At 55.8% G+C, this 20,439-nt stretch carries 17 protein-coding genes; 8 read left to right on the top strand and 9 right to left on the bottom strand.

The genetic code is table 11. From position 1 onward, the window contains the following. The first annotated feature begins 1 nt into the window (after position 1). The 6 genes from ABJO75_RS07215 (at position 2) to ABJO75_RS07190 (ending at position 7,078) form a co-directional block, all read left to right on the top strand. On the top strand, positions 2 to 1,834 hold the full coding sequence (locus ABJO75_RS07215; RefSeq protein WP_348128839.1) for an ABC transporter ATP-binding protein: 1,833 nt from the start codon (positions 2 to 4) through the stop codon (positions 1,832 to 1,834). Positions 1,835 to 1,847: 13 nt separating this feature from the next. Further along, the gene (locus ABJO75_RS07210) at positions 1,848 to 3,134 is read left to right on the top strand and encodes a Zn-dependent hydrolase (RefSeq protein WP_348128836.1); all 1,287 of its coding nucleotides are present in this window, start codon (positions 1,848 to 1,850) and stop codon (positions 3,132 to 3,134) included. 43 nt (positions 3,135 to 3,177) lie between these two features. Beyond that, positions 3,178 to 4,539, top strand: a complete 1,362-nt coding sequence (locus ABJO75_RS07205; RefSeq protein WP_348128833.1) for an amidase — start codon at positions 3,178 to 3,180, stop codon at positions 4,537 to 4,539. Between the two features lie 10 nt (positions 4,540 to 4,549). Further along, positions 4,550 to 5,494 carry a phosphotransferase gene (locus ABJO75_RS07200; RefSeq protein ID WP_348128830.1) on the top strand — a complete coding sequence of 315 codons (945 nt, stop codon included), beginning with the start codon at positions 4,550 to 4,552 and terminating at the stop codon, positions 5,492 to 5,494. Beyond that, complete coding sequence (locus tag ABJO75_RS07195; RefSeq protein WP_348128827.1) at positions 5,494 to 6,408, top strand: choline/ethanolamine kinase family protein; 915 nt, start codon at positions 5,494 to 5,496, stop codon at positions 6,406 to 6,408. The genes ABJO75_RS07200 and ABJO75_RS07195 overlap by 1 nt, the downstream gene beginning before the upstream one ends. Positions 6,409 to 6,535: 127 nt before the next feature. Then, positions 6,536 to 7,078: a carboxymuconolactone decarboxylase family protein gene (locus ABJO75_RS07190; protein ID WP_348128824.1), complete on the top strand. Its 543-nt coding sequence runs from the start codon at positions 6,536 to 6,538 to the stop codon at positions 7,076 to 7,078. Between the two features lie 529 nt (positions 7,079 to 7,607). Here the strand turns inward: ABJO75_RS07190 and htpG are convergent. The 7 genes from htpG to ABJO75_RS07155 all read right to left on the bottom strand — a co-directional run bounded on the left by htpG (position 7,608) and on the right by ABJO75_RS07155 (position 16,264). Beyond that, positions 7,608 to 9,458 (bottom strand): molecular chaperone HtpG, encoded by a 1,851-nt coding sequence (gene htpG / locus ABJO75_RS07185; RefSeq protein WP_348128822.1) that lies wholly within the window; start codon positions 9,456 to 9,458, stop codon positions 7,608 to 7,610. Between the two features lie 235 nt (positions 9,459 to 9,693). Then, positions 9,694 to 10,704 (bottom strand): ABC transporter ATP-binding protein, encoded by a 1,011-nt coding sequence (locus ABJO75_RS07180; protein WP_348128819.1) that lies wholly within the window; start codon positions 10,702 to 10,704, stop codon positions 9,694 to 9,696. Further along, complete coding sequence (locus tag ABJO75_RS07175) at positions 10,704 to 11,690, bottom strand: ABC transporter ATP-binding protein (protein WP_348128817.1); 987 nt, start codon at positions 11,688 to 11,690, stop codon at positions 10,704 to 10,706. The genes ABJO75_RS07180 and ABJO75_RS07175 overlap by 1 nt, the downstream gene beginning before the upstream one ends. After that, complete coding sequence (locus tag ABJO75_RS07170; RefSeq protein WP_348128814.1) at positions 11,690 to 12,568, bottom strand: ABC transporter permease; 879 nt, start codon at positions 12,566 to 12,568, stop codon at positions 11,690 to 11,692. The genes ABJO75_RS07175 and ABJO75_RS07170 overlap by 1 nt, the downstream gene beginning before the upstream one ends. Then, positions 12,568 to 13,545: an ABC transporter permease gene (locus ABJO75_RS07165; protein WP_348128811.1), complete on the bottom strand. Its 978-nt coding sequence runs from the start codon at positions 13,543 to 13,545 to the stop codon at positions 12,568 to 12,570. The genes ABJO75_RS07170 and ABJO75_RS07165 overlap by 1 nt, the downstream gene beginning before the upstream one ends. A gap of 69 nt (positions 13,546 to 13,614) precedes the next feature. Continuing rightward, positions 13,615 to 15,195 carry an ABC transporter substrate-binding protein gene (locus ABJO75_RS07160; protein ID WP_348128809.1) on the bottom strand — a complete coding sequence of 527 codons (1,581 nt, stop codon included), beginning with the start codon at positions 15,193 to 15,195 and terminating at the stop codon, positions 13,615 to 13,617. A gap of 145 nt (positions 15,196 to 15,340) precedes the next feature. After that, positions 15,341 to 16,264 (bottom strand): LysR family transcriptional regulator, encoded by a 924-nt coding sequence (locus ABJO75_RS07155; RefSeq protein ID WP_348128806.1) that lies wholly within the window; start codon positions 16,262 to 16,264, stop codon positions 15,341 to 15,343. Between the two features lie 112 nt (positions 16,265 to 16,376). Here ABJO75_RS07155 and ABJO75_RS07150 point away from each other — a divergent pair, with 112 nt between their 5' ends. Both ABJO75_RS07150 and ABJO75_RS07145 read left to right on the top strand, forming a co-directional pair. Next, positions 16,377 to 18,017 carry an amidohydrolase gene (locus ABJO75_RS07150; protein ID WP_348128805.1) on the top strand — a complete coding sequence of 547 codons (1,641 nt, stop codon included), beginning with the start codon at positions 16,377 to 16,379 and terminating at the stop codon, positions 18,015 to 18,017. Then, entirely contained in the window at positions 18,014 to 18,934 is a 921-nt protein-coding gene (locus tag ABJO75_RS07145) for a GTP-binding protein (RefSeq protein ID WP_348128802.1), read from the top strand. Before ABJO75_RS07150 ends, ABJO75_RS07145 begins: the two co-directional genes overlap by 4 nt. A 90-nt stretch (positions 18,935 to 19,024) precedes the next feature. Here ABJO75_RS07145 and ABJO75_RS07140 read toward each other — a convergent pair whose 3' ends face one another. Further along, a complete protein-coding gene (locus ABJO75_RS07140) occupies positions 19,025 to 19,699 on the bottom strand; it encodes a flavin reductase family protein (protein ID WP_348128799.1) in 675 nt (224 codons plus the stop codon). Then, on the bottom strand, positions 19,696 to 20,385 hold the full coding sequence (locus ABJO75_RS07135) for a GntR family transcriptional regulator (RefSeq protein WP_348128797.1): 690 nt from the start codon (positions 20,383 to 20,385) through the stop codon (positions 19,696 to 19,698). The genes ABJO75_RS07140 and ABJO75_RS07135 overlap by 4 nt, the downstream gene beginning before the upstream one ends. Positions 20,386 to 20,439 lie beyond the last annotated feature (54 nt).

Here is a 20,439-nt window from a genome sequence, read left to right as displayed (position 1 = left end):
TATGGAAACGACCCGCACAGAGCATCCCGTCCTGCAAGTGTCTGGGCTGAACATCGTCGCCCAACTGCCGAACGGGGACAGGCCGATCCTGCACGACATAAGTTTCGAACTGAATTCAGGGGAAATTCTCGCCGTGATCGGCGAAAGTGGCTCCGGAAAAACAGTGCTGGCGCGCGCACTCGCAAGTTGGTTGTCGGCACCTCTGACTGTAACGCAGGGAGAGGTGCGGTTTCGCGGTACGGACTTGCTGAAAGATACTGCGATGGCCAAGCGATTGGCCGGTCGCGAAATTGCATACATCGGTGGCAACCCGGCTGGTGCGTTGGACCCTACCATGACTGTTGGTGCTCAGCTGGTGGAAAAGCTGAGGGCGGTGAGGCCTGATTTCTCGGCCGCCGCCGCTAGGGAAAAGGCGATCGAACTGTTGGAGGCGGTCCGTATCCCTGCCGCGCCACAGCGGTTCAATGAATACCCGTTTCAATATTCGGGCGGCATGATGCAGCGAGCCATGATCGTCGACGCGCTGATCTCGGATCCTGCCCTGTTGATCGCTGACAATATCACCCAGCCGCTGGACGTCACCGTTGCGGCCCAGATCTTGAAGTTGATGCGCGAACTGAACGCTGAGTTCCAGACTGCGGTGCTGTTCATTTGCTCTTCCTTGCCAGTCGCGTGTGATGCATCGGACCGGGTCATGGTTTTGAATGGCGGGCGGGTGGTAGAAATGCAGAAGCCTGCCCAACTCGTTCAGTCCCCGCGCACGGATTATACTCGTAAACTGATCGCCGAGTTGCCACGTCTGTGGGACCAATCCACTCAACCACATTCTGCCGAGCACGAAGCCGCCCGCCCGATCATGTCGGTGAGAGGCGTTGCGAAGGCCTATGAAGTAAGCCAGCGTGGGCAGTTCGGCAAATCGCTGGTGCAAGCGGTACGTAATGTCGAGTTCGACGTTTTCCAAGGCGACAATTTTGGTGTGGTCGGCGAATCCGGCTGCGGAAAATCTTCGCTGATGCGCCTGTTGACGGGCTTGGAGCGACCTGATGCTGGCGAAGTGCTGTTTGAAGGCGAAACAGTCAGCCATGCCAGCGATGCACAATTGCGGATGATGCGACGGCGCTTTCAATTGGTGCTGCAAGACCCCTATGGCTCGCTGCCGCCGCAATCGGCTATCGGTGACATTCTGGAAGAGCCTCTCAAAATTCACCGCATCGGTGATCGTGCGGAAAGACGCGATCGTGCGCGCTCCGTGATGTCTGAGGTCGGCCTCCCGCACGAACTCTACAACTCGCTGACGACAGGCCTCTCCGCCGGGCAGCGCCAACGGCTAAACGTGGCGCGCGCGATGATCCTCGAGCCAAAGCTATTGATCATGGATGAGACCTTGTCAGCTCTGGACCAGACCGAGCAGGGCAAAATGCTGGATCTGTTCGAGCGTTTACAGGCACAGCACGGCTTCACCTACATCTTTATCTCACATGATCTCGCGATGGTCCGCCGCGTCTGTTCGCGGATTTGCGTGATGTATCTGGGCGAGGCGGTTGAAGTGGCGCCAAACGAGCGTCTGTTCTTCGATCCCGGCCACCCCTACTCACGCGCGCTGCTGTCGGCGGCGCCAACGCTGGAAGAGCGCCGTTACCGTCCCGAGGACTGCCTGTTGGAAGGCGAACCTCCGAGCCCTATCGACCTGCCACCAGGCTGTGCATTTGCCAGCCGCTGCCCGAACGTTTTCGACCGTTGTCGCAGCGAGAACCCGACCCTGACTTCGCGAGGCGATCACGCGTTGTCGGCTTGCTTCCTGAATACCCAATCAACGCTTACCGCTGCGGAATAAGAAGAGAGTATCGATGCCTAATCTGACCGGCCTTGCCGCCATAGATTCTGAATACCTGGATTACCTCATGACCAAAGTGTCAGAGTTCGGTGCAACACCTGATGGTGGCGTCGATCGGCCTGCCCTGACAGATGCGCATGCCGCGGCACGGGATTGGTTCAAGGGCGAGTTGACCGATCGCGGCTACACCGTAAAGGTCGATGCCATTGGCAATCTCTACGGCCAGATCGACCTGACGGGGCCAGATGCACCGCTGATCATGCTTGGCTCACACATTGACAGCCAGCCCTTGGGGGGCCGGTTTGATGGCGCCTATGGTGTGATGTGTGCGCTGGCGTCCATCGAAAGCTACCGTGCGCAGTGCAAGGCAGAAGGTATTTCGCCGCAATGTAATTTCGTGGTCGCCGACTGGATGAACGAAGAAGGCGCTCGGTTCCAGCCCTCGCTCCTCGGCTCTTCTGTGTTTTCGGGTGAAAACACGCTGGAGTTTGCGCTGGCCCGCAAAGATCGCGAGGGCCGCACAGTGGCCGAAGAACTTGAACGCGTCGGGTATGCAGGAACCGACATAGCCCCGGAACCGACTGCCTATCTGGAAATCCACGTCGAAGGGGGGCCGGTACTGGAACGCGAGGGGCTGTCCGTCGCCCCGCAGGTTCGCCACTGGGGCGCGCTCAAGGTAAAGATCGAAGTGACCGGACATCAAGCCCACACCGGCCCCACACCAATGGAAGAACGTAAAGATGCCGTTCTGGGCGCAGCCTATGTCATTGCTGAGGTCAAACGTCTGGCCGATATTGCGACGGACACGCTCTATACCTCAGTCGCGCGACTAGATGTTTCACCCAACTCGCCCAACATCGTGCCCGAAAAGGCTATTCTGTTCTGCGAACTACGTTCACCCGAACAGGATATGCTGGATTGGTCCGAAGCCGCTCTCAAAGCCGCGCTGCCTGAACTAATGACAAAAGCTGGCGTGGTTGGGGAAATTGTTTCGATTGATCGACGACCGGCGGGGCGTTTCGATAGTCGATTGATCAGGCTGGTGGAACTTGCGGCCGATGCGCATGGGCACAAGCGTACAGAGCTTGATACAGTTGGCGGCCATGACGCGGTGACTATCAACCGACGTATCCCTGCGATTGTCTTTGTCGTTCCAAGCGTCAACGGCGTGATCCACCGCTACGATGAGTTTACCAAACCCGAAGATTTGGCCAAAGGCGGCGATGTCCTAACAGACATGGTCCGCCGCATAGACGCTGCCGGAGGAGATCTCGACAAGGCTGCGGCTGTCAACGCATGAGCGCGCAGCCAGTCCAGAAAGGGCCAATTAAATGAGCTGGAGAATGACTGCGACCGAGCTTCTGGATGGGTTTTCCAACGGCGCCCTTTCGCCAGTGGATGCGATGCAATCTGTTCTAGATCGTGCAGAGGCAGTCAATCCCAGCCTGAATGCCTTGTTTGATCAACGGTGCGAAGAAGCGTTGGCCACTGCCAAAGATTCCGAGGCTCGGTGGCAGGCAGGACAACCGCTCGGACCACTTGACGGTGTCCCCGTTCTTATCAAGGACAGCGTTGCCGAGGCTGGGCGTCCCTATTGGCGCGGCACCAAAGCCCGGATGGGCAACCCGTTTCCGACCGAGGACTCTCCCCCCGTCGCCCGGTTAAAAGAGGCTGGGGCGATCCTCTTCGCAAAGACTACGATGCCGGATTTCGGTTTGCTTGCGTCCGGAATCAGCTCTGCGCATGGCATCACCCGCAATCCGTGGAACCTTGCCATGAATACTGGAGGGTCCTCCAGTGGCGCCGGTGCAGCAATCGCATCTGGCATCGGACCCTTGGCAATAGGGACGGATCTTGGTGGATCGGTGCGCCTGCCTGCGGCCCAAAACGCGCTATTCGGTATGAAACCTGGGAGCGGTGTCGTGCCGCATCTGCCCCTCAGTGAGGCGCGCGTGGCTGGCCCGCTGACCCGCTCTGTTGCCGACGCGGCGTTAATGCTGTCAGTATTGGCCCAGCCGGATCACCGCACACCTGAACCGGGCGCGCACTTGTCCGCATCTGTAACGCCTCTTCCGTTGAAAGGGCTGAAAATTGGTTATCTGGCATCGATGGGATTTGGCCCGAAGGTGGATCCGGAAGTCCTGAGATTAACAGATGATGCCGCCCGCGCCCTTGAGAGCGAAGGTGCGATCATTGTACCGCTGGCAGAGCCATACGATACAGACATCTATGAAAGTCTCGACACCTATTTTTCAGTCAAAGCTGCCTTTGAGCGTGACGAACTTCCCAAGGGCCAACGTCATGAGACACTCAGCGTGATCACGCAGTACTGTGATCGCGGCGATGCCGTGACCGCCAAGGCCTATTTAAACGCTGTTGCCGCCATCGAGCGTGCGCGGGATCGCTATCTGGCGCTTGTCGACACATGCGATTTCGTTCTGTCGCCGGTGCTACCGATGGTAGGGTTTGCGGCTGATGTCGCTGGCCCCGATCCCGAGCAGACCTCGTCACATGTCTCCTTTACCGCAATGGCAAATCAGACGGGTCTGCCAGCGGTCAGTCTCTTCTGCGGCTTCTCTGAACAGGGCTTGCCGGTGGGCATTCAAATCGTTGCAGGTCGCGGGAAAGATGCAGCACTTCTTGGCCTGTCTGCAACCTACGAAACGATGCGACCCGAACCGGGCTTTCCAACGGCTTTCGAATGAGGATGAATCCATGACTACGACAATGCGCCTTGACGCCGCCCTCTCCAAGCTCTGGCCCGATGGGACCGAAACCTTGGCGGAAATCCCGGGGATCGCCATGCCGATGCACATGTGTCTGGATTCCCATGGAGCGGTGCTGAAGCATGGTAGCGCCACAGTGTTCGCCAAAGCATTTCACAAAGATGCGTTGGCACCATACACGTTTTCCGGAGCCGCCGAAGCCGCGCAGAGGGCTGGCGAAATCGGAATTGGCCCCAAGGTTGTTGCAGCCGATGCGGCCAATCAAGTGCTGGTGTTCGAATATCTGGATGCCGACTGGCGGATGGCGATGGTCTCTGATCTACAAGCCGGCCCGCTCCGTGAGGCCGTAGTAGCTGCCAAGCGCACCTGGCACGCGCAACCTGCCCTCAAGACAACCCTCTCGCCAATTTCCGTTGCTGACAGTTTGGCCGCGCAGCTTGAACCCAGACTTGATCAGGGAACGCTGTTATTCAAGGGCGACTTACCCTTTGCCCAGATGCGGGCGGTGATTGAATCAATAGGCGAGGCGCTTGCAGCAGCAGGCATCGACTTGTGCCCGGTTCATGGTGAAGACACTGTGTCAAACCTCATGATAAAGCCAGACAACAGCGTGAAGCTGGTTGATTTCGATCGCGCGGTTATGGCCGATCCATGGTGGGACATCGGCGCTCTATCGCTCGAGCTTTGTCGGACCGAACAGGAACGGGCAGAGTTGGTAGAAATCTATGCGGGTCACGCCGATCCGGCACTTATGGCGCGAATGAAGCTATATGCATTGATCGACGATTTCATCTGGGCCTGTTGGGCGCTTCTTGCGGATGATGGTTCTGAAACTGCAGGGCCAGAACTCTACAAATATGCGAACAATCGTCTTATCCGCTTTGGTTTTCACCATGACGTCTTCGATATTCCATCACTTCTAGGAGAAATTTGATGCAGGAGCTGATTGGCATCGACGAGGCGATTGCCCGTGTAACCCCGCTTGCGGGCCGAAATGTTCGTCCGGAACGGATCGCTTCCGGAATCACCAACATCAACTGGCGCATTATTGACGAAGATTCCGGTGAAGTCTTTTTCCTGAAGATTCATGGGGCCGGCACCGAAGGGTTTCTAGATCGCCCGGTGGCCTATGACGCGGCTCTCAAGGTTGCGGAGAGTGGGGTTGGCCCGGCGATGCTGTTCTATGACGCGGAAGCCGGCATTGAAATGCATGAATTCCTGCACGGATACCGCAGTTGCGGTGTGCGCGACACGCAGGATCCTGTAATCCGGCAGAACGTGATGACTGCGTATAAAACCGTACATACGCAGCATGTTTTGTCTGGTACGAAAACCGGATTTGACCAACTCTACCAGCATTTGACGCATATCCGTGAAATGAATGCTGCCCTACCCGACGACATGGAGGCCATGCTCGCCGAAGTCACCAAAGTTCAGCGTGCCGTAGAAGCCGCAGGCATGGATATCGTGGCTTGCTACAATGACGGTTACATCTCCAACTACATGGTCAATGACCGTTCGGATGTGAAGATGATCGATTGGGAATATGCCGCAAACAATGACCCCTATTGGGACATAGCCATGTTCTGCTTTGAATCGGCGTTTTTCAAGCCCCAGGAAATCTCAAGCGTTCTGGAAATGTACGAAGGTGTTGCCCGGCCCGAACTGGTCGCCAGAGTTGCTTTATATGTGGGTGTGGCAAGTCTCACTTGGGGATGTTGGGCCACCTACCAAAAGCACATGTCATCGATCCCGTTCGATTTTGGAAAATATGCAGATCTTCTGTTCATGCGGGCACGGCTCGCCATGACGCCGGATCGTTGGAATGCCGCATTGAGTTCGATTTAGAAGGACCGTGGCTACCGTCTCTGTGGCAGCGCATCTGTCTCTCAGCCAACTTATTGTCTCGCACGCTGACGAGATTGGAAGAAATGTCTAGGGAACATCTCGTTCCCCACCAACCAGGAGAAGTTTAATGGCGCGCGTCAGCGATGTGGAAATTGATCAGGTTCCTGAAGACGTAAGGCCGATCTACGAGAGGTACGCCAATGAGTATGGGCCGTTTCTGAATCAGGTCAAAGTGTTCGCGCATCGGCCGGTGGCGCTCAAGCATATGATGGGCATGCTGCTGGAGTTCTATGACGAGGCGCTCCTGCCAAAACGCTATCTCGAGATCGCACTGGTTACAGTTTCAAAGATCAACGAATGCAAATACTGCATCAGTCACCACGCGCCCCGCGCTATCCAACACGGGCTCTCAGAGGCGGCTGTCGAAGGCATACTTGGCGATAGTGTCGACGGGTTTGATGAACTCGATATGCTGGTGCGGGACTATGCTGTGCAGGTCACTAACAACTTTCAGTACATCCGCGAAAAGATGTTTGACGAACTCAAGCAACACTTTAGCGACGAACAGATCGTGGAGCTAACCTTGCGTATCGCCCTATGCGGGTTCTTCAACCGGTTCAACGACGCGCTGCAGATCGAGATTGAACCAGGACTTGTATCAGGCTTGTGATCCTGTAATCGACCCCACATGGGTGTTCCTGTTTGAATTTAACAATTGAGTCTGGATTGTTAGGTGACCTGCCCCCGCCGGTCCCTCGTTCATAATGCTTATCGCCTCGAACTCTTGGGGCAGTCCATGCGAGAATTGTCATCAAAATCGATGACGAAATGCCTCAAACCCGATACCTGAAACACGCTGTATCGGGCAACGCGTCACAGATGGCCGGATGTTTCAGATTACGCAGTCAAAATAGCCAGATTCTGTGAACACGTAGCATTTTGGGGCGCATTTTTACCCCTTGTTACGGTGTGTCCACAGGCAACGCACTTCAGTACTCAACATCGCTTCGGCACTTCCAGTTTGAACCGGCTCGCCCTTCATTTCATACTAGAGGAGCGGACAGAGAGCTGCTGCGCTGTGTTCGAAAGGCTCGCGGGTTATATAAATCTCCTGCCCCATTTGGCCGGTACTTCACTGCAAGCCCAATCGGGCGGCTATTGAGCACCCAACGAGATCGCGAAATTTTGGCGCCTACCGACTACAGACACCTACCGATTTGCATCAAATCCTTTGAAAATTGCTGAGGGTCGGAAGGCATTTCACCGTCGAGGATGCGAGCTTGCTCGAACAATACGCGGCAAAAGGAGGCCTGCACATCTTCTGAAAGGCTCGGTATCTTTCTCACCAGTTCATGACTGGCATTGATTTCCAAGACCTTTTTACTACCCTCAAACTCCGGGTTCTGTGTCTTTAGAATGCGCTCGAGATTGAAATCCAACCCACCTTCGCCGGCCACCAAGCGCACGGGGCTCTCAACAAGGCTTTTTGAGGTACGAACGTCTTCCACAGTATCGCCCAAGCAGCCCTTAACAATCGCGACAACGCCATCGGCTTCGATGTTATTTTCGTCAGCGCTGCTGTCCTTGACCTCATCCGCACCAATTTCTGACAGGTCGTATTTGTCACGCGATATCGACACAAAGGGTTTGTCTTTAAAGGAACCCATCTGAGCAATCCAAAAGGCATCGATTGGATCGGTCATCAGCAAGACATCAAGTCCCTTCGCCTTGAACCCTTCAAGGTGGGGGCTGGTTTTTGCCTGCTTCAACGTATCAGCTGTCAGGCAATATATGCTCTCCTGCCCTTCGACCATGTCATCAAGATAACTTTGCAACGTGATCAGCTTATCCTGTTTGAACGAGTACAGCCGAACGAGCTCGGCAATCTTGTCTCGATTTTCGAAGTCCTCGTAGAGACCCTCTTTCAAAACCTTCCCAAACTGGGCCCAGAAGGCATCATAACTGCTTTCGTCGTTCTTGAGTTTCTTCTTAAGTTCAGAAAGGACACGCTTGGTGAGCGACTTTGAAATCTTCTTGATCACCGGGCTGTTCTGAACCATTTCGCGGCTGACGTTCAGATCAAGGCTCGTCGTATCAAGAACACCTTGGACAAAGCGCAGCCAAGTCGGAATAATCCCATCGACATCCTGACTGATGAATACCCGGTTGATATACAGGCTGATTTTGGTCTTTCGCTCTGGTTCGAACAAATCGAACGGCGCCGTCTTGGGCACGAACAACAGGTTCGTGAACTCGATCGAACCCTCGGCCTTATTATGAATGGTGATATAGGGATCATCAAATGCAGCGAAGGTCTGCTTGTAAAATTCCGCATAGTCTTCCTGCGAAATCTCAGATGCAGGCCTTGTCCAAAGTGCCTGAGCGCTGTTCGCCTGCTCGCTTTCGCCTCCCGCTTCCTTTATGTGGATCGGAACCACGATGTGGTCGGAATATTTCTTGATTAGGCCACGCAACTTGGTGATGTCAGCATAGTCTTTGGCATCTTTACGCAAATGCAGCGTAATTGATGTTCCGACTTCGCCAGGCTGCTCTGCTACGTCGATGGAAAACCCACTCTTGCCGTCGCTCTCCCAAACGAAGGCCTTCTCGGTGCCGGCCTTCCTGGTTACGACCGTAACCTTATCCGCGACCATGAAAGCTGAATAGAAGCCAACGCCAAACTTCCCAATCAGGGTCTTGGCCGCATCCTTGCTATCCTCTAGTTCGCCAATATCTTTGAGAAAGCTCGAAGTCCCTGATCGTGCGATCGTCCCGAGGGTCTGCGAAAGTTCGGCTTCATCAAGGCCGATGCCGGTATCAGTGACGATTATTGTTTTCTTCTTTGCATCCACGATGACCTCAATTCGATCATCGGATGTGTTCAGCAAAGGTTGATTGGTCTGACCCAGCAGCTTTCGTTTGTGTATGGCATCAGACGCATTTGAAAGAAGTTCACGCAGAAATATGTCCCGATCAGAATACAGTGAATTAATGACAATATTCAGGATCTTGCCGGTGTCCGCTTCGAAGTTGTGCGTGTAGTCAGTCATTTGGCCCTCCATACTTGATCGCCAATTATGCGAGACATCGCGCTTTTTCAAGACACCGAGAGTGCGGATTAGGAACGGGCAAGCATAACAAGCTGGCTGAGCCCGCTACCGTCTCAGACTCTGTCGCAGAATTTAGCAAAATACAGACTCATAGCTGTCTCTGAACATAGTTATCCAGCATGTGAGCTTTGTTGCCCAAATCGAGTTCTGAGCGGCGTTGCGGGCCCATGTTTTATCAAGGTTTGATCGCGGTCAGCGGAGAGACCCCGCCTTCCACCAAGTGACACGCCACGCGGTGATTTGCCCCTGCCGAGTCCAGCGGAGGGGCATTATCACGACAGCGAGGCTCAGCGACCGGACAGCGTGAGGCAAAACGACAGCCTTGCGGCAAATCCAATGGATCGGGCGGGTCACCCGGGATCAGAATACGCCTGGATTGCTCTCGCAGGGTCGGATCGACAGATGGGACAGCAGACAACAAGGCCGCCGTGTAGGGATGCAAGGGGTTGTTGAACAGCGACAGACGGTCGGCGTGTTCGACGATCTTGCCCATATACATTACTGCAACGCTGTCACACATATGCTGCACCACGCCCAGATCATGGCTAATGAAAACATAGGTCAGCCCGAATTGCGCCTGAAGACGCCGCAGCAGGTTGAGAATCTGGGCCTGAACCGCGACATCGAGTGCCGAGACGGGTTCGTCGCAGATGATGACCTCGGGTTGGGTAGAAAGCGCGCGAGCAATTCCGATCCGTTGGCGTTGGCCCCCGGAAAACTGATGCGGAAAGAGACGCTTTTGCTCCGGATGCAGACCCACGGCCTCAAAGAGCCCATCGACGATCTCTCGCTTTTCGACGTCAGACTTGTTTGTCAGGCTGTCGAGCGGCTCCCGCACGATATCTTCGGCCCGTTTGCGCGGGTTCAACGAGGAATACGGATCCTGAAATATAACCTGTACCTTCTGGCGCATGGATTTCAGGTCTTCACGGTCCAGAGGCAGGATGTCACGGCCTTCAAGCTCAACCCTTCCGCTGGTCAAGCCGCTGACAAGGCGCGCAATTGCCAATGCGGCAGTGGTTTTCCCGGACCCTGACTCGCCTACGATGGCCAACGTTTCACCCTTGCGGACGGTGAAAGAAATGTCATCCACCGCAGTCAGGTAGGTCGGTTTGGCAAACACACCTCCCTTGCGACGGACGCCAAAGCGGACGGACAGGTTCTGAACATCAAGCAGATCAGTCATCAAAGCTCCTCCGCATGCCAGCAGGCCGAACGACGGGCATCCCCGAACGGCATTTCAGGTGGTCGGGACTGAAGACACTGATCGGTCACGCGAGGGCATCGCGACGAGAACAGGCAGAGGTCCTGCCCAAACTCTGACAGGCCGGGGACAATGCCCGGAACTTCGGTCAGCTCGTGCCGTTCCTCCGTTAGATTTGCCATGATATGCGGCACGCAACTGATCAGCCCGTGGGTATAAGGATGACGGGCGTGGGCGATCACTTGATCCACAGGGCCTTCTTCTGCCTTGCGGCCCGCATACATCACGATCATGCGCTCTGACATCTCGGCAACCGCGCCCATGTCATGCGTGATCATGATGATGGATGTGCCGGTCTGCTTTCGAAGGTCGCGCAACAGGTCAAAGATCTGCGCCTGCACGGTCACATCAAGCGCGGTCGTCGGTTCATCCGCAATCAGGATTTTGGGAGTACAGGCCAGCGCAATGGCGATCATCACCCGCTGACGCTGACCTCCAGACATCTGGAAGGGATAGGCCTCTACCCGACTCTTGGGGTTGGGAATCTGCACGGCGTCCAGCAGTTCAATCGCCTGTTTCCATGCCGCTTTCTTGCTAAGCCCCTCATGCGCGCGAAGCACTTCGGCGATCTGTTCACCAACGGTATAGACCGGGTTCAGCGAGGTCATCGGTTCCTGAAAGATCATGCTGATCTCGTTGCCGCGAATTTCGCGCAGTCGACGGTCCGACGCTGTGGTCAATTCCTCGCCGTCAAACTGGATGCTGCCAGAGGCGACGCGCCCGATGCCTTCTGGTAGCAGCCCCATGATGGCAAGCGCGGTCATGGACTTGCCGCATCCGGATTCCCCGACAAAACTGATGCTTTCACCGTGGCCGAGTTCCAGATTCATGTTGTCGATCACCGGAGCGACCCCGGCACGCGTCGCGAGTTCAATGCGCAGGTTTTCGACCTTGAGTAGAGGAGGCATCAGCGTTTCCTCAGCTTGGGATTCAGCGCATCATTCAGACCGTCACCGACCAGACTGATGGCGAGGACGGTGATGAAAATCGCGAGGCCGGGAATGGTGACGGTAAAGCTGGATTCCAGGATGTACTGCCGATTGGACCCAATGATCTGACCCCAACTGACCACATTCGGATCGGTCAGCCCGAGAAAGCTGAGACCCGCCTCAAAAAGGATCGCAGACCCGACCATGAGCGCCGATTGCACAATGATCGGCGGCAGCGCGTTGGGCAGGATCACCTCAAACATGAGCTTGGCATTGGATGCACCCGAAGCGCGGCTGGCCATGACATATTCGAGTTCGCGTACCCGTTGAAACTCAGACCGGGTGATACGCGCTACGGCGGTCCAACTTACGATCCCGATGGCAAATGTAATCATTGTCAGGCTTGCGCCGAACAGGGCCACGATAACCATCGAGAACAGCAGCGTCGGCAAGACCTGAAAAAACTCGGTAAAGCGCATCAGGACTTCTTCGACGATGCCGCCGTAGAACCCGGCAAGCGCGCCAACCGTAACCCCGATCACAACGGTGACGATTGCCGCCGAAAGACCGATGATCAAGGTGACGCGCGCGCCGTACAGAATCTGCGAAAACAGATCGCGGCCAAGATAGTCGGTGCCAAGCAAGAAGCCTTCTTCGCCCGGTGGGGAAAACGGGGCCCAGACCATATCAAACGGATCGGTTGGGTATAACATCGGGCCAAAAATAGCGCCCAGAACGATCACGACCAAAAGCGCCAGTCCGACCATGGCCGAATGGTTGTGCCGGAACATCTCCCAGGCTTCGGAGAGCGGCGAGCGGGCCTTGGCAACAGGTGGTTCCATGGTTTGATCGGTCATCATGCACGCCCTTTCAGCCTCGGATCGACGAGACGCAGCACAGAGTCAGTCAAGAGATTCCCCACGATCACCATCAACGCAGAGAAGAAGAGAATTCCCAGGATCGTGGGCGTGTCGCGGGCAAGGATCGACTGGAACGCCAATGTCCCAAGACCCGGCCAGGCAAAGACGGTTTCGACCAAAACAGCCCCCGAAATCACGGCGCTGAACTGAAGCCCGGCCAGTGTGATGACCGGCGACAGGGCATTCTTAAGCGCATGCTTGTAGACCACCTCGCGTTCGGTCAGCCCTTTGGCCTTGGCAGTGCGAACATAGTCCGAGCCCAGCGTTTCCATCATCGACGCCCGTGAAAGACGCGAATACAGAGCAAGAAAGATGGAACCCAGCGTTATCGTTGGCAGCACCATGTGGCGCATGATGTCGAGCGCCTGAACCATAAAGCCACCTTCAAGCGTGACGTCCCGCATACCGGCCACTGGAAACCACTGAATCTTTAGCGAAAACCCGATGAGCAGCAGTATTCCAGTCCAGAAGACCGGGGCGGAATAACCGAAAAGCGCAATAAACGTCACGAAATGAGAAAGAATGCCATTTGGACGACGTGCCGATATGACCCCAAGAACCACGCCGATGAACATCGCAAAGATCTGTGCCGTAAAGACCAGCAGCAGCGTCGCAGGCAGTCGCTGCAGGATCAGGGTGGTCACTGGCTGATTGTAATAAAAGGAATACCCCAGATCAAATTGCAGCACACGTCCCAGATAGCTACCGAGCTGTATCAAGAAGGGTTTGTCCAGGCCGTAATCGGCACGGATCTGGGCCATTGTGTCCTCGTCGGCACCGCCCATTGATTGCGCGATGGTGTCCGCCACGTCGCCGGGCGCAAGATGCATCATCGTGAAGTTCAACACCAGGACGGCGAGCAACAACAGGATGGCATAGAAGATCCGAGTTGTAGTGACGCGCATCGCGTTCATTGTGACCACCTTTCAGCCAAGGGCCTGCAAATCGAATGCCCGCGACCGCAAGGGCCGCGGGCAGTTAGATCAGTCTTTCAGATAGATCTTGTCCATCGGCGAACTGGACGCCCAGATGCCTTGGGGTGGGTTACCGACCCTGTCCGAATAGACCGTGTGCTGTGGCACGGCGTTGATAAAGTAGATCGGCACTTCATCGGCCACGATTTCCTGAAACTCGGAATAGAGCGCCTTGCGCTTTTCCGCGTCCAGTTCAGTCGCAGCCGCGTCTAGGATCTCATCCACACGCGCGTTCGAATAGCCTTGGGTATTTGACCAGACACCCTTGCCAATGTTCGAGCTCAGATAGGTCCGGTTCACGCCAATCACCGGATCCCCCCAGTTATAGACGCTGTCCATTGCCAGATCGAAATCCATGTTGCCCATCACCTGAGCCCAGGTCGGAAAATCTGGATGTGCCCGAACCACAACATCGATGCCAACCTTAGAGAGCGCTGCCTTGATGTATTCTGTCTGGGGTTTGTAACCGGGGAAACCGGGCAGTTCGATTTTCAACTCGAACCTCTTGCCGTCCTCAAGCGGATAGCCCGCCTCGTCCAGCAAGGCGTTTGCCTTGTCCAGATCCAGTTCATAGGCCTCGACGTCCGGGTTATAGAGCGGGCTATCGGGGTGGATACCGGTCTTCGCCTCAATCGCAGTCCCCCGCATCAGGGCCTTGAGGATAAAGTTCTTGTCAATTGCATAGGCAATGGCCTGACGGACCTTCACATCCTGTAGCGGCCCGTGCGTGGTGTTCATCGCAAGCCAGTCGATCGCACCGATGCCGCCGTAACCCTCTTGGGTCACAGTCAGATTGTCCGCTGATTTAAGGCGGTTCACGATCGTGGGTTCGGCTTCGAAGGTGGACATCTGAATTTCACCGTTCTGCAACGCGATGGCGCGGGCGGAACTGTCATTGATGATGCGAGCGACGATCCGGTCGAGATAGGGCAGACCTTCTTCCCAATAACCGTCATAGCGTTCGAGGATAACGTGTTCGCCCGGCTTGAACTCGACAAGTTTGAAAGGACCCGAACCCACAACATCCTGATTGTTGCGCGGGTGGTTCTTGGGGTCTTGCCCATCGCCATAGATATGCTTGGGAATGATCGCCATAAGCTGGCCTGACATTGCCAGCATCAGCGCCGGATGCGGATGAGCCAGATTCAGAACGGCGGTGTGTTCATCCGGTGTATCGACACTCTCGACCGGGGCGAACATCGACTTGAACGGATGGTATTCCTTGATCACGTCCACGGAAAAGGCGACATCCTCGGATGTGATCGGCTCACCATCATGGAACGTTGCGTTCTCTTGCAGGTGCAGCGTGACCTGAAGCCCGTCATCGCTGACCTCCCAGCTTTTGGCGAGATAGGGCTGGGGCGTCCAATCATCGTCATATCTGAGCGGCGAGGCAAAAAGTTGGGTGCCGGGCATGCCGGTTGCTGTCCCTGACTGAACGGCGGGGTTCAAGACCCGCGGCGTCCCGCCAGGCAAGGAAACCACCAGCGTCCCGCCAGCCTTGGGTGTGTCCTGTGCCCAGCCCGCACCTGCGGCAGTACATGCCGCAATCAGAGTGGCTGCCAACAGCTTTTTGGTACTGTGTTTCATGTCTCGGTCTCCCTGTTGATGACCATTTTCAAGTGCCGCTGTTTTGTTGCGGTCGTGCGATTTCCGTAAACCTAGCCCAAGCCTTTTCCATCAAAAAACTGAAAAAATGGGCTGCTATCCACCATAAAACCAATGAAGCCACCAACTACTCAACTATCAGATGCGCGAATGCCCCTTTATTACTTAATTCCAGACAGTTATCGATGAACGCCTTGATCGTCCTTGGTACGCCCTCGGTGTCGGCGATAGCGATCCCGAACGGGGCTGATTCTATCTCATCTGAGATCGGTACGATGCGATAACCCGATTCTGTCTCGCGATAGTCCAATGGTCGGATGTTAAGCAGTGCGACGCCAAAGCCGCCCGCGACGAGCGCCCGCAAAATCTCCGATGACCGCGTCGAGTGTGCAACGACCGGGTCAAGCCCCGCCGCATGAAACATATCCATAAAATATTTGCTGGCACCTGGCAGGTCGAGCATCACGAGCGGTTTCTCAGACAACTCCGCCAGTGTGGTCCGCCCCGCGCGAGCGATGGAATCGTCACTTGGCACGATGGCGTAAGGTGGTGCCGAAAACAAAGGATAGAAGCGGTGTTTTGAGTCCCTGAATAGATCGTATGTAAAAGCAAGATCCGCTTCACCTTCATTCACGTAATCGATAATAACGCTGAGAGAACCTTCCAGTACTGTGATCGACAATTCGGGAAAGCGTTCTGTCACGCTGCGCAATATTATTGGCAAGAATGCCGGCGCAGCCGTCGCATAGCACGCTATCCTCAGCGTTCCGCGCGCAGTACCAGCGACTGACTGGATTTCAGACTGAAAGTTCCGGGCCTGCTGCAGGAAGCGTCGCACCAGGACAAGCGACTCCGCCCCTTGCGGTGTGGGCCGAATACCCTTTGACGGTGTCCGGATGAACAAGTCATAGCCCAAACCGGTCTCAAGGACTTCGATAGCGGCGGTAATCGAACTCTGGGAAATCGACAATTCGGTCGCGGCACTCGCGATCGAACCGAGCCGTCCGGCCGCCTCTACATAGCGCAATTGTTTGAGCGTGAAGTTCTGCACCGCCCTCGTTCCACTATCCAGTTGTGGTTATCCCTTGATTATATCCATTTTTCCGACGAATGAAATCTTTCTAGGCTCTCCTCAGGCGCTTGCACGATGACAGGATGAAAAAATGAAGACCACAATCTATTCAGCCCAAAAAATCATCACGATGAATCCGAACCAACCCGAAGTCAGCCATGTCGCTGTACACGGGGGTCGGATTCTGGGCGCAGGTACACTTGAGGAACTTGCCGGTTGGGGGCCTTACGAGCTGAACGAGCGCTTTGCCGACAAGGTGCTTTTGCCGGGTTTGATAGAAGGCCATGCACACAGCATGGAGGGTGCATTGTGGAGTTTCACCTATGTCGGCTGGTTTGATCGTATGGATCCGAATGGCAAGGTTTGGGGCGGGCTAAAAACCGTTGATGATGCGGTGGCAAGGCTCAAGGAAGCTGAATCGGCCTTGGAGGATGCAGACCAACCCTTGTTGGGCTGGGGATTTGATCCAATCTACATGGACAACGTGCGCATGACCCGGGCCGATCTTGACCGGGTCTCGGATACGCGGCCCGTGGGGGTGATGCACGCATCCGGGCACATTCTGAACGTCAACACCAAGGGCTTGGAACTGGCGGGCCTCATGAAGCAGGGCAACACCCACCCAGGCATTCCGCTTGGCGATGACGGTTTCCCGACCGGCGAGCTGAAGAGCCCCGAGATCATGATGCCTGCAGGAAAGCATGTCGGCATGGATCGTGCCTTTCTGTCCGCTGATCAAGAGGGCCTGCGCAACTATGCAAGGCTCTGCGTCAGGTCTGGTGTGACGACCTCTTCAGATCTGGGCCAGCAGCTTGACGACGACCTTGTCGAGATGTTTTCCGATGTGACCGGCGCCGATGATTATCCCGTTTGCATGGTCGCGTTTCGTATCAATATGGGCCTGTCACCAAAGGATCTGGTCGATTACACCGCTTCGCTGCGAGAACGCAGCACCGACCGGCTGGAACTTGGTCGCATCAAGGTGATTGCGGACGGCTCCATTCAGGGCTTTTCAGCCCGTATGCGCTGGCCCGGCTATTACAACGGCGCAGAAAACGGCTTGTGGTACATTGCGCCTGATCAGTTGGCCGAAATCTTCGAACGCGCACTCGCCGCCGGGGTGCAGGTCCATACCCACACGAACGGAGATGAGGCAACGCAGTTGGCCATTGAAACCATGGAGGCATCTCTACGCAAGCACCCGGATCTTGACCATCGGTTTACCCTGCAACACTGCCAGCTCGCTTCGCCAGCCCAGTTCCGCAAGATGGCAAGACTTGGAATGTGCGTGAACCTGTTCGCCAACCACCATTTCTATTGGGGCGACGAACACTATTCCCTGACTGTAGGCCCCGAACGCGCCGAACGGATGAACGCCTGCCGCACGGCATTGGCCGAAGGGATCCCGATGACCATTCACTCTGATGCGCCGGTAACACCGCTTGGTCCGCTCTTCACAGCTTGGGCCGCCGTCAACAGATGCACCGCCTCGGGGCGTGTTCTGGGCAAAAACGAACGGATCTCAGTAGCAGAGGCGCTTTACGCCATCACGCTGGGGGCCGCAGTCACAATGAAAATGGACGATCTGGTCGGCTCGATCGAAGTCGGAAAGCGGGCCGATTTTGCTGTGCTCGAAGACGACCCGACCAAAGTTGCCCCAGAGGCGCTGAAAGATATCGGCGTCTGGGGGACAGTTCAGGGTGGCCGTATTTTCGAGGCCGCGACGATATGATGGATCTGCCAGTTTCAGTGATAGGTGGCTATCTCGGTGCGGGAAAAACCACGCTGATCAACCACCTGTTGCGGCATAACGAAGGCCAGCGTCTTGCGGTGCTGGTCAACGAGTTCGGCGAACTTCCAATTGATGCCGATTTGATCGAAGCCACCGGGGATGGGCTCATCTCTATCTCTGGTGGATGTGTGTGCTGCGCGTTTGGAAGCGATCTGATCGGTGCCTTGAGCGATATTCAGAACATGTCACCCCGTCCCGACCATATCTTGATCGAAGCAACCGGCGTTGCCCTGCCGGCGTCCATCGCTACAACCGTCGGAATGATCGATGGCCTGAGGGCGGACGCCACGCTGGTATTGGCGGACGCCGAACAGATCCGCAGAAACGCAAACAATACTTATTTGGCCGATACAATCGAACGCCAATTGAAACAGGCCGATATTCTTCTTCTGACCAAGGCCGACCTCGTATCCCCGCATCAACTAGAGGCCGTCCGAGATTGGTTGAACCTGAACTACCCCGGAAAACGCATTCTGCCGGTGACGTCAGGACAGATACCGATTTCTGCTGCCTTGGGCGCCCTGCCCTTTCCGGCCCGCCGATCCGCTGTCGCCGATACCGTGCATGGTCGCTTCCACAGCCAGGTTTATCGACCAGCGAGCCACATTGACGCCAAAGACCTTGGCGCGGCCTTGGCCGATGATCACGGAGTGGACAGAGCCAAGGGGTTCATACGCACGGCCACCGGCATGGCGCTGATCCATGTCGTCGGAAACCGTTACACCATCGAAACTGTCGACGATGATCACGAAACCGGCGTGGTTTTCATCGGCCTGAAAGACCAGCTTGATCTGGAGAATATTCAGCGCATCCTCGAGGGGCTTGAGGCGGGCAATCAGGAACAAGCACACGTGTGATCGTCCTTGATTGATCAGCGACCCACACGCCAACGGCGTGCGCCGCAAACTCGAACAATCTCAGCGATCCGTTTCCCTTCTTGACCCGGTTCAAACCCCGCCGGTCGCTGCCTTCTTGCGAACGCCGTTCAACACATCCTCAGCGGATGGCGTTGGCCAGTCGAAATAATCCAAGGTTCCGGCATAGCCGTTGCCTCCCATTCGACCAATGGCATCCAACCGCTCATGGTCCGAATAACAGGTCGCAGGATCGATGATATCGTTGCGCACATGGGCCATGACAATTCGGCCAAGGATGATTTCGCGGGCCGAACTGACCTCGATTCCCAGATATCGCTCACATTCAAAGGCAACGGGTGCCTCGGCGATGCGCGGGCAGGCAACCTTTTCCCCAGGCGCTGACGTAAGCCCCGCCATTTCGAGTTCATCCACCTCCCGGTCAAATCCGGCAGCCGTGACCGACATCGCTTCGACATTCGCACGATCAACGATGTTCACGGTAAAACACTCGGTCATGCGAATGTTGTAGGCGGTATCCTTGAAACTCCGGTCCGGTTTGTTTTCCACGCCAAGCGCCAGAATCGGTGGATCAGCCGACAGGCAGTTGAAAAAGGAATATGGTGCTGCATTGACCACCCCGTCGGGCGACACCGTGGTAACCCAGGCGATCGGGCGCGGTACGATAGTGCCGATCATAACCTTATAGGCCTCGCGCGGGGTGAGGTCAGAAAAGTTCAAGGCGTGATGGGTTGCGGAAAGCGTCATTGCGCCAACTCCTTGCCATAATGGGACAGGATGGACTGGATGTTATCCGGCTTGGGCGTCAGCTCCGCTCGCCCGGCAACCGCACCAAGGTGGTGGTTCATGATCTCGCTGGCGCGCGCCGCGTCTCCGGCGCGGATGGCCTCGATGATCTGGGAATGCTCGCCTACTGCGCAGTCAGAGGAATGGCTTCTTGCATACATCGACATGATGAGTGAGCAACGAAGCACAACCTCGGATACATATCGGGCCAGCACATCATTGCCGGTCAGCGCGGCAAGATGAACGTGAAATTCACCAGCGAGCCGAATTGAAACCGGGCCATCTTTGCCCTTTACGCTTTCTTCGTTGCGCACATGAGCCTCAAGCTGATCGTATCCACTTTCTGGCATGCGCTCGCATAGAATTCGGATGACCTCTTTTTCGAGGCATTGCCGAACCTCGAACACGTGCTGCGCCTCTTCCTTGGACGGTTCGGCGACAAACGCACCACGATTGCGGCGCGTGATGACAAGCCCTTCGTTCTCCAGACGCACCAAAGCATGTCGAACGATGGTCCGACTCACCCCGAACTGTTCGCCGACAGTATCCTCGGGAAGCCGCATCCCTGGCTTCAATGCTTGTTCGATTATGGCCCTGCGAAGCAGATCATGCACCGCGTTGGTCAGGGTATTTTTACTGTCACTCATCTGCGCCTGCGCCCACTATTTCCACATCCGCCATATCGTATTCGATTTATTTGG

The sequence above is a fragment of the Sedimentitalea sp. genome (assembly GCF_039973035.1).
Classification (GTDB): Bacteria; Pseudomonadota; Alphaproteobacteria; order Rhodobacterales; family Rhodobacteraceae; genus Sedimentitalea.
This window is presented reverse-complemented; position numbering and strand designations above follow the sequence as displayed.

What these genes read in the sequence shown, in the direction of transcription:
- ABJO75_RS07205 (WP_348128833.1), top strand. Translation starts at nt 3,178, where the DNA reads ATGACTGCGACCGAGCTTCTGGATGGGTTTTCCAACGGCGCCCTTTCG.
- ABJO75_RS07195 (WP_348128827.1), top strand. Translation starts at nt 5,494, where the DNA reads ATGCAGGAGCTGATTGGCATCGACGAGGCGATTGCCCGTGTAACCCCG.
- ABJO75_RS07145 (WP_348128802.1), top strand. Translation starts at nt 18,014, where the DNA reads ATGATGGATCTGCCAGTTTCAGTGATAGGTGGCTATCTCGGTGCGGGA.
- ABJO75_RS07160 (WP_348128809.1), bottom strand. Translation starts at nt 15,195, where the DNA reads ATGAAACACAGTACCAAAAAGCTGTTGGCAGCCACTCTGATTGCGGCA.
- ABJO75_RS07210 (WP_348128836.1), top strand. Translation starts at nt 1,848, where the DNA reads ATGCCTAATCTGACCGGCCTTGCCGCCATAGATTCTGAATACCTGGAT.
- ABJO75_RS07215 (WP_348128839.1), top strand. Translation starts at nt 2, where the DNA reads ATGGAAACGACCCGCACAGAGCATCCCGTCCTGCAAGTGTCTGGGCTG.
- ABJO75_RS07200 (WP_348128830.1), top strand. Translation starts at nt 4,550, where the DNA reads ATGACTACGACAATGCGCCTTGACGCCGCCCTCTCCAAGCTCTGGCCC.
- ABJO75_RS07170 (WP_348128814.1), bottom strand. Translation starts at nt 12,568, where the DNA reads ATGACCGATCAAACCATGGAACCACCTGTTGCCAAGGCCCGCTCGCCG.
- htpG (WP_348128822.1), bottom strand. Translation starts at nt 9,458, where the DNA reads ATGACTGACTACACGCACAACTTCGAAGCGGACACCGGCAAGATCCTG.
- ABJO75_RS07135 (WP_348128797.1), bottom strand. Translation starts at nt 20,385, where the DNA reads ATGAGTGACAGTAAAAATACCCTGACCAACGCGGTGCATGATCTGCTT.
- ABJO75_RS07150 (WP_348128805.1), top strand. Translation starts at nt 16,377, where the DNA reads ATGAAGACCACAATCTATTCAGCCCAAAAAATCATCACGATGAATCCG.
- ABJO75_RS07140 (WP_348128799.1), bottom strand. Translation starts at nt 19,699, where the DNA reads ATGACGCTTTCCGCAACCCATCACGCCTTGAACTTTTCTGACCTCACC.
- ABJO75_RS07165 (WP_348128811.1), bottom strand. Translation starts at nt 13,545, where the DNA reads ATGAACGCGATGCGCGTCACTACAACTCGGATCTTCTATGCCATCCTG.
- ABJO75_RS07175 (WP_348128817.1), bottom strand. Translation starts at nt 11,690, where the DNA reads ATGCCTCCTCTACTCAAGGTCGAAAACCTGCGCATTGAACTCGCGACG.
- ABJO75_RS07190 (WP_348128824.1), top strand. Translation starts at nt 6,536, where the DNA reads ATGGCGCGCGTCAGCGATGTGGAAATTGATCAGGTTCCTGAAGACGTA.
- ABJO75_RS07180 (WP_348128819.1), bottom strand. Translation starts at nt 10,704, where the DNA reads ATGACTGATCTGCTTGATGTTCAGAACCTGTCCGTCCGCTTTGGCGTC.